At 73.8% G+C, this 8,299-nt stretch carries 9 protein-coding genes and 1 pseudogene; 2 read left to right on the top strand and 8 right to left on the bottom strand.

The window, feature by feature from the left end; genetic code table 11:
* Positions 1 to 275, bottom strand: a pseudogene (locus tag AB0O00_RS23370) (hypothetical protein); the annotation flags it as partial.
* A 224-nt stretch (positions 276 to 499) separates the two neighbouring features.
* Here AB0O00_RS23370 and AB0O00_RS23375 point away from each other — a divergent pair.
* Positions 500 to 793: a hypothetical protein gene (locus AB0O00_RS23375; RefSeq protein WP_363654758.1), complete on the top strand. Its 294-nt coding sequence runs from the start codon at positions 500 to 502 to the stop codon at positions 791 to 793.
* Positions 794 to 809: 16 nt separating this feature from the next.
* Here the strand turns inward: AB0O00_RS23375 and AB0O00_RS23380 are convergent, their stop codons facing one another.
* On the bottom strand, positions 810 to 1,622 hold the full coding sequence (locus AB0O00_RS23380; RefSeq protein WP_363654760.1) for a neprosin family prolyl endopeptidase: 813 nt from the start codon (positions 1,620 to 1,622) through the stop codon (positions 810 to 812).
* A gap of 163 nt (positions 1,623 to 1,785) precedes the next feature.
* On the opposite strand from AB0O00_RS23380, the gene AB0O00_RS23385 reads away from it, so the two are divergent.
* Entirely contained in the window at positions 1,786 to 3,135 is a 1,350-nt protein-coding gene (locus AB0O00_RS23385) for a helix-turn-helix transcriptional regulator (RefSeq protein WP_363654772.1), read from the top strand.
* Positions 3,136 to 3,149: 14 nt separating this feature from the next.
* Here AB0O00_RS23385 and AB0O00_RS23390 read toward each other — a convergent pair whose 3' ends face one another.
* From AB0O00_RS23390 to AB0O00_RS23415, 6 genes are all read right to left on the bottom strand, one after another.
* Entirely contained in the window at positions 3,150 to 3,533 is a 384-nt protein-coding gene (locus tag AB0O00_RS23390; protein ID WP_363654762.1) for a VOC family protein, read from the bottom strand.
* 43 nt (positions 3,534 to 3,576) lie between these two features.
* Complete coding sequence (locus tag AB0O00_RS23395; protein WP_363654764.1) at positions 3,577 to 3,930, bottom strand: UBP-type zinc finger domain-containing protein; 354 nt, start codon at positions 3,928 to 3,930, stop codon at positions 3,577 to 3,579.
* A 40-nt stretch (positions 3,931 to 3,970) separates the two neighbouring features.
* On the bottom strand, positions 3,971 to 4,999 hold the full coding sequence (locus tag AB0O00_RS23400; RefSeq protein ID WP_363654774.1) for an RNA polymerase subunit sigma-70: 1,029 nt from the start codon (positions 4,997 to 4,999) through the stop codon (positions 3,971 to 3,973).
* Positions 4,996 to 5,736: an SDR family oxidoreductase gene (locus AB0O00_RS23405; protein WP_363654766.1), complete on the bottom strand. Its 741-nt coding sequence runs from the start codon at positions 5,734 to 5,736 to the stop codon at positions 4,996 to 4,998. Before AB0O00_RS23405 ends, AB0O00_RS23400 begins: the two co-directional genes overlap by 4 nt.
* A 140-nt stretch (positions 5,737 to 5,876) precedes the next feature.
* The gene (locus AB0O00_RS23410) at positions 5,877 to 7,490 is read right to left on the bottom strand and encodes an FAD-binding oxidoreductase (protein ID WP_363654768.1); all 1,614 of its coding nucleotides are present in this window, start codon (positions 7,488 to 7,490) and stop codon (positions 5,877 to 5,879) included.
* A 39-nt stretch (positions 7,491 to 7,529) separates the two neighbouring features.
* Positions 7,530 to 8,299 (bottom strand): alpha-N-acetylglucosaminidase C-terminal domain-containing protein (locus tag AB0O00_RS23415; RefSeq protein ID WP_363654770.1); only part of this gene is annotated, 770 nt, incomplete at its 5' end.

Here is an 8,299-nt window from a genome sequence, read left to right on the forward strand (position 1 = left end):
GCCAGGACGCGGGTGCCGGGCGGCGTCGGGCCGTACGGGTTGGGCGCGCCGAGCCACGGCGGCAGCTGGGCGCCGCCGCTCGTCGGGTAACCGCCCGGGGGCGGCGGCGGGTAGCCGTAGCCGGGCGGCGGGGTACCGGGGCCGGGACCGCCGGGCTGGGGGTCGTACGGGCCCTGGGGGACGCCGTAGCCGGGCTGCTGCGGGGGCTGCTGGCCGTAGGGGTTCTGGGGGTTCGGCTCTGACGGGTAGCCGTAGCCAGGGGTTTCGTTGGTCATCGTCCCGCTCGTCTCGTTGTGGCGTAGGACTGAAGGTGTAGCCGCTCCAGCGATCCTTTAGGAAGACTTTGGGATCAACTGTTACGTGAACAAAGATGATTCGCGACTATTCGACGGTTCCGTCGGCGGTCCAGGTCGGCCGGGGTGAGTCGAGGGCGGTGCGAACGTCCTCGGGCGGGGTCGCGCGGAGGGCGTCCAGTTCGAGGTGGAGGTCCGCCACGGGCGTGGTCGGCGGCGGGGCGAGGAACAGCGGGATCGTCCGGGGCGGTGGCGGGATCTTCCAGACGCTGCTGCCCGTGCTGTTCGTCCGCACACTGCATCTGCCGGAGGCCGTCACCGGACTGTTCCTCGCCGCCGGTGGCGTGGGCGTCTTCACCGGCTCGCTCCTGGCCCGTCCGCTCGCCTCGCTGACCTCGGTGCGGGCGGCGCTGTGGGCGGGGGCGGTGGGGCTGATGGTGGTGTGGGTGCCGATCTACTGCTCTCCGCTGCGCACGGCGCGCGACCTGCCGGGGGTGTGAGGCGGGGGCGCGGCCGTCAGCAGGGGCCGGTGCCCGGGCCGCCGAGGTGGAAGGACGTCGGGGTGACGCGGCCCGCGTCGTAGAGGGCCGGGCTGGTGGAGGTGACCGTCAGGCGGGCGTCGTCGGCGGAGTCGAGGAGCCGGAAGTCGCGGATCCAGCCGGAGCCCGGGGCGCTGCCGAAGCGGCCGTCGCCCATGGACTCGCACGTGAGGCCGGTGCCGTGGGCGACCTCGCCGAAGGCGGTGATGACCTGGGTGCGGGTGTAGGTGCCGTTCCAGAGGGAGCCGGGGAAGTAGCCGACGGCGTGCTGGTCGTAGAAGATCCACCAGTCGCCGCCGAGGTTCCGGATCGCGTAGCGGGCGGCGTCGCCGGGCCGGAGCGCCATGCCGGCGGTGTAGATGGGGGAGACCTGGACGAAGCCGCACCCGTTGTAGCAGCTCTCCTTGCCGTCCACCCAGTGGTAGACGAACAGGTGGGGCAGGAGATCGCCGTTGAGGCCCAGGTCCACCGTCCAGCCGACCTCGACGGTGGACTTGCGGTCGGCGGACTGGACGGCGAGTTCCTGGAGCGAATGCGCGTCCTTGTCACCGGACTTGAGCGTCGGGGCGGACTGGAGCATCCGGATGCTCGCGCCGGCGGCGTCGGTCTGCTGGCGGCCCGACACGTAGTCGTAGCAGGCGCCGAACCAGCAGATGGGGCCGCCGCCGTCGGTGAGCGGTGCGGCGGACGGGACGACGGGGGCTAAGGCGCTGGTGGTGGCGGCTGCGGGGGCGGCGGTGAGGAGGCCGAGTGCTGCCGCGAGGGCGGCGGCGGTGCGTCGAATGCGCATGTGGGGGTCCGTTTCGGTGAGAGTCCAGTCCTCTGAAGTCCGGCTGGGGGAACGGGAGTTAAATCCGGACTTAAACTCGCTTACGTGTGGAGTTAAGCTAGCGGCGGCCGCATCGGCACGCAATACCGTGTGCGCGACGGCGAGGTGGAGACGGGGGAGCATGATGGCGGACGACGACGGGGGCGACCGGCTGCTGATCGGCCGACGGATCCAACAGCTGCGCGCCGAACGCGGCCTCACCCAGCGCGCGTTGGCCGAGCCGGCCTACACGGCGGCATACGTGTCGACGCTGGAGTCCGGCAAGGCCCGGCCCTCCGACACCGCGCTGCGCTACCTCGCCGAACGCCTGGGCGTGAGCGCCGAGCAGCTCGCCACCGGACGGCCCGCCCACCTCGCCACCGATCTCCGGGCCCGGCTCGCCGACGCCCGTCAGACCCTCTGCGTCGGCGAACCGGCGGATGCGGCAGCGCAGTTCACCGCACTCGCCGCGGAGGCCGAACGCTACGCACTCGCGGACGAACACGCCGCAGCCCTGGCCGGGTTGGGCGACTGCGCCCTGGAAGCGGGCGAACTCGACGATGCCATCGGCTACTTCAGAGCCGCCGAGGACCTGCTCCGGGACGCCCCGCTGCCGTCTCGCGTACCCGCCCTGCGCGGACGGGCCGTGGCCCACCTCCTCGCCGGCGACCTGCGCTACTCCTGCTACCTCCTGGAGAGCGCCATCGACCAGCTGAACGCCGCCGGCCTCCCCGACCCGCAAGCCCTGCTGCTCCTCTACTCCGCCATCACCGCCCCCTACCTGGACCTCGGCGCGCACCGCCTCGCCGCCCAGGCCGCCGAACTCGCCCTCGCCCTGGCCCCACAGGTCGACGACCCCGCCGCCGTGGCCCGACTGCACCGCTCGGTGGCCCGCACCCTCCTCGCCGAGGGCCGCGCCGCCGAGGCCGACGCCTCGCTCGCCCGGGCCCAGGAGCTCTACCAGCAGCTCCGCATCCGCACCGAACTCGCCCACTGCCACTGGATGCGCGGCTACCTGCGGGCGCAGAACGGTGATCTCCTCGCCGCCGAGCGCGAACTCCGCACCGCCCGCGGGATCTTGGCCGAGCGCCGTGCCGTGCTGTACGTCCGGCAGATCGAGGTCGAACTGGCGGACGTCCTGCGACGGTCGGGCCGCAGCGAAGAGGCGGCTGCGCTGCTAGCCGATCTCCTCGGCTCCCTGCACCCGAGCCGCGGCGCCGTCCACGCGGGCGCCGCCCACCGGCTGTTGGGCCTCATCGCGGAGGAGCGCGGCGGGGACGCCGACGCCGAGCGGCACTACCGGACGGCGCTCGACCTCCTCGAACAGGCCGGTGCCACAGCGGACTTGGCCGATCTGTGCCGCCTCCTCGGCGACCTCCTGCGTCGTACCGGCCGCCCGGAGGAGGCGCTGGACACCTACCGCACCGGCCTGGCCCACCGGTCCACCCCGGGCACGACCACCCTCGGCCCCACGCCGGCGCTGCCGCCGCTGTAGGGCGGCGGGTCGGGTCAGGACGTCGTGCCGGCCCGGTCGGACTCGCTGCGCAGGACGCAGAATTCATTGCCCTCGGGGTCGGCCAGGACCGCCCAGCCGGAGCCGTCGGGATTGCGGCGGTCGGCGACGAGGCTGGCGCCGAGGCCCAGCAGCCGCTCCACCTCCTGCTCGCGCGTGGTCTCCGGGCGCAGGCAGAGGTGGATCCGGTTCTTGACCGTCTTGGGTTCGGGCACCTGGTTGAAGTACAGGACCGGGCCGTCCGCCAGGAGCACTTCGACCTCCGGGTTCCCCGGTTTGTCTTCCGGATGCAACGGCCGGCCGGTCACCTTGCTCCAGAACTGGGCGAGCCCGTACGGGTCCGCGCAGTCGATCGCCACGTTCTGCACTACCGAGACCATGGGCCCGGGCCTTTCCGTCGTGCTGTTCCTGATGCCACGGCGCCTAGTGGATATGGTCCTGCCAGTCGTCCGGGACGCGTTCGCGTGGGCCCGGCACCGTCTGCGTCCGCGGGTGGTGGTGCGGCGGGGCCAGCTCGGGGCCCTCGTCGAGGTAGTCGCCGGTGCGGTAGTCCCAGAACCAGTCCTCGTCCGGTTCGAAGCTCTGGATGAACGGGTGCCCGGTGTCGGCGAAGTGCCGCGAGGCGTGCTGCTGCGGGGAGGTGTCGCAGCAGCCGACGTGACCGCACCGGGCGCAGCGCCGCAGGTGCACCCACCAGCCCTGCGCCGCTTCGCACTCGACGCAGCCGGGGCCGCTGGGTGGCACCAAGGGGTCGACGCCCTCGATGGCTTGTGACATCGCTGTCCTTCCGCAGTGCCGTGCGCTCGCCCGCATGGTGTCACGACCGGGGGCGGGGCGAGGGGCGCCGCGCCAGGCCGGCCGGCGCGAAGGTCGGGACGAGCGCCGGGTCGTTGAAGGCGGTGATGCGGGCGATGCGGGTGTCGAGGAGGGTCAACACCTGGACGCCGTACGGCTCGTCGTGGCGGTGGACGACGAAGGCGGGCTGGCCGTTGGCCGTCGTGGGGGTCATCCGCCACAGCGACGGGCGCAGGATGCGGGCGGACAGGAAGCCGAGGACGGCCTGGCGGCCGGTGAACCAGGTCGGCGTCGGGGGCATCTCCATCTCGACGTCGACGCGCAGGAGGTCGACGAGGGCGTCGGGGTCGGCGCGGGTGAAGGCGTCGACGTAGTGGTCGAGGAGGCCGCGGCGCACGCGCTCGTCGGGCTCGGCGAGGTCGTCGGCGACCGGTCCGACCTCGGCCAGGCGGAACCGTGCGCGGCGCAGCGCGCTGTCGACGGCGGCGGTGGTCGTGTCGAGCATCGCGGCCACCTCGGCGGTGCGGAAGCCGAGCACGTCGCGCAGGGTGAGGACGGCGCGCTGGCGGGCGGAGAGGTACTGGAGGGCGGCGATGAAGGCGAGCCGCACGCCCGTCCGCGCGGCGACGGTCACCGCCGGGTCGTCGGCGCCGAACAGGGCGTCCGGCGCCGGCTGGAGCCACGGGACGGACGGTTCGCGGGGTGCGACGGCCACCCGGTGGTCGTCCGAGGGGGCGCCGAGCCCGGACGGGAGGGGCCGGCGGGAGCGCGTCTCCAGGGCGGTGAGGCAGGCCATGGTGGCGATCTTGTAGAGCCACCGGCGCACCGAGGAGCGGCCCTCGAAGCCGTCGAACGCCCGCCAGGCCCGCAGGTAGGTGTCCTGGACCAGGTCCTCGGCGTCGTGGATCGAGCCGAGGATCCGGTAGCAGTGGGCGAGGAGCTCCGGCCGGTACGGTTCGGCCAGGGCGGTGAACTCGGCGTTCGACGGCATCGCGGGGTCCTTCCTTGCGCGCTTGACGGCTGGGGCGCGTCTTGGGCGGGTGCGTCTCAGGCGAGCGGGACGAGCCCGGTGCCCTCGACCCGGTACTCCGGGGCGGCGTCGGGGTCGTCGGCGACCTCGGTCACCGCCTTCCCGATCTGCTCCAGCGTGACGATCGGCCCGCGCCCTTCGAGGAAAGTCTCCCGGTCGACGCCCGCCTGCGCGGCGTATCCGGTGACTCCGGCGTCGCCGACCCCGCCGACCGGGGTCATGTTGGGCAGCAGCGCGACGAACCGGATGCCGAGGCCGGCCCGCTCGGACTCCCCGGCGGCGTAGGTGCGGATGTAGCGGACGGCGGCCTTGGCGCTCGCGTAGCCGCCGCTGAGCGGGGAGCCGAAGAGTGCGGCGCCGCTGGACATGGAGACGACGACGCTGCCCGGGGCCAGCGGCTCGCGCAGGGCGGCGCCGGTCCAGGTGAAGACGTGCCGGGTGTCGACCTCCCACGCGCGGCTGAAGCTCTCCCACGTCTGCTCCTGGACGGGGGCCATGGGCGGCACGACCCCGGCGTTGAGGACGAGCAGGCCAGGGCGGTGGGTGCGGATCACCTCGGCGGCGAGCGCCTCGTCGGTGGCGTCGCCGGTGAGGGGCGTGAAGCGCTCGCCGAGCTCGTCGCGGACGGCGAGCAGGTCGGCCTCGGTGCGGGCGATGCCGATGACGTGCGTGCCGCGGGCGACGAGCGCCTCGGCGATCGCGCGGCCGAAGCCGCGGCCGGCACCGGTGACGACGGCGGTCCGGATGGGTTCTGACATCGGGGGCTCCCGGGTGGCTGGTGGGAATGCGGTCACCAATCAAGACCAGGGGGAACCCGGAAAACCGTCGCCCGTGCGGAAGATTTTTTTCGGCGGTTGCAGGAGGGCCACGTTCTGGAGGGTCACAGGGTTCTGGAGGTTCACAGGGATTGCGGGAAGCGGAACAGACCGTCCGGGTCGTACGTGTGCTTCACCTGGCGCAGGCGGGCGAGGTTGCTGCCGTAGTAGGCCTGCGCCCAGTCGGTGAGCGTCGGGTCGGGGTAGTTCTGGTAGGCCTCGCCGCTCGCGTACGGGCGCATGGTGGTCCAGACGTCCTTCAGCCAGGCCTGGGACTGGTCCGCGGCCGGGCCCGAACCGGCGCCGGGGGCGGGGTAGTTGGCGATGTACTGGGCTCCGAACAGGGCGCTGCGGTGGACGAAGGCGGTGTCCCCGGGCGCCACCCGGTTCACCGCGCCGCCGAGGGCGTCGAAGGCGACGGACCCGCTCGCGCCCAGCGGCACCCCCTGCGCGTACCGGTCGACGGCGGCCACGAGTGCCGCGATCCCGGTCGCGTCGATCGGCCGCGCGTAGAAGTCGGACCGGGCGGCGTACGAGACCCGCGTCAGCTTGCCGTCGGGGTTCTGGCCGGGGAGGCTGCCGGGCAGGTGGGCGGCGGCCTCCGACCAGCCGGCCACCCCGCCCATCTCCTTCATGGTGTCCAGGAACGGCGCCGTGTGGAGCGAGGCGGTGGCCGGTGGGACGGTCAGCCGGTCGACGAGGTCGGCGAGGTCGGACTTCGCGCCGAGGAAGTTGACGGTGCTGGTGAGGCGCTGGCGGCCGTCCGGCCAGGTGTCGAGGTGGAGGTTCGCCCAGAGCGGGTCCGGGGCGCTCGCCACCCACGTCTGCCAGGCCGCCACGGCCGTCGCCGCGGACGACCAGGGCCAGGAGAGGAACGCGTACGCGCAGGCCGGCGCAGGGTGGGTGCGGAACGTGAAGGACGTGACCACGCCGAAGTTTCCGCCGCCACCGCCGCGCAGCGCCCAGAACAGGTCCGGGTCCGCCGTCGCGTCCACCTGGCGGATCCGCCCGTCGGCCGTCACGATCTGCGCGCCGGTGAGGCTGTCGCAGGTCAGACCGTATGCGCGACACGTGACGCCGATGCCGCCGCCCAGGGTGAGCCCGGCCACGCCCACGCTCGGGCAGGAGCCGGCCGGCACCGTCACGCCGTCGGCCGCCAGGCCCGCGTACACGTCGATCAGCCGGGCGCCGGCCCCGACCGTCGCCGTGCCGCCAGGGCCGCCGGAGCCGCTGACCGCCGCCATCGACCCGAGGTCCAGCACCATCCCGGTGCCCGACGACCACCCTGTGTAGCTGTGGCCGCCGCTGCGCGCCGCGAGCGGGAGGGCGTACCGGCGGGCGAAGGCGAGGCAGGTGGCGACGTCCTGGGGGGTGGCCGCGTAGACGATCCCGGCGGGGTGCAGGCCGTCGAACCGCGGCTGGTAGAGGTGGCTCGCGTCCTCGTACCGGGCGTCCTGCGGGCCGATGACGGTGCCGCCGAGGTCCTTCGCCAGCGCGGCCCAGTCGGGCGGGCCGACGGTGGTGGGGGCGCCGGACGAGGGGCTGCTCGCGGAGGTCGACGGATCGGGGGACGGCTCCGGCTTCGGCCCGCCGCAGGCCGCGAGTGCCGTCGCCGCGAGGGGCGCGGCGGCGAGCCGGAGCACCTGTCTCCGGCTGGGGCGTTCCTGGAGGTTCGGTGCCGGGTTGTCGTTGCTCATGCCCACTCCTCGTGCTCGTTGACTGATTGTCGCGTGGTGTCAACTCGACTGCAGTGAAGCGGAGATGGCGGCCGCCACGGCGACCGGGTCGCCCGCCGGCGTGGTCGGGTAGGCGGAGGTCGCGTGCGCCCACGCGTCGTCCATGGCGAAGAAGTCGACCGGCGCCGGGCGGGTCTGCTGCGTCAACGCGGCCTCCAGGGAGGCGAAGTAGGCCGCCCAGCGCTTGGCGTAGAGGTCCGCGACCAGGCCGGACCACTCGCGGGCGGCGTACTCGTGCAGGCCGCCGTCCTCGGCCTCGGCGCGGGTGCCGCCCCACGTCGTGAGGAGCGACCGTGCGTCGTACTGGAGTCGATCGCGCTCGGCGTCCGTCGCACCCCAGGCCGGCACCTGGGCAAGCCAGGTGCCGACCATGAAACGGGCGTCCGTCGCCGTCAGCCGTTCGAGGTCCGACTCGGCCGCCGTCCAGCGGCTCACCAGCGACCGGAACGCGGCCAAGTCCCCTGCTCCGTAAGCCCGGTCGAGCTCGGGTAGCAGCCGGCGGCTCTCGTCGGCCAGCGCCTGCCGGGCGACGTTGACGAGGTCGTACCGGTAGGCATCGGTGGTCCGCAGCTCCGGCGCCACCTCCAGGAGCGCGGAGAGGGCGCCGCGCACCGTCGCCGGGTCGTAGCGCAGCCTCCGCGGCGACCAGGACGCCGAGGTCGCGGCGGTCAGCGACGGCCGCGCGGTGAACAGCCCGTCCTGCGGCTCGCTCCACCCGTCGGACGGCATGCCGTACGGGCCCTCGCGCAGCTGCGCCCAGGCCGCCGCCG

Source organism: Kitasatospora sp. NPDC093558 (assembly GCF_040683475.1).
Classification (GTDB): domain Bacteria; phylum Actinomycetota; class Actinomycetes; order Streptomycetales; family Streptomycetaceae; genus Kitasatospora.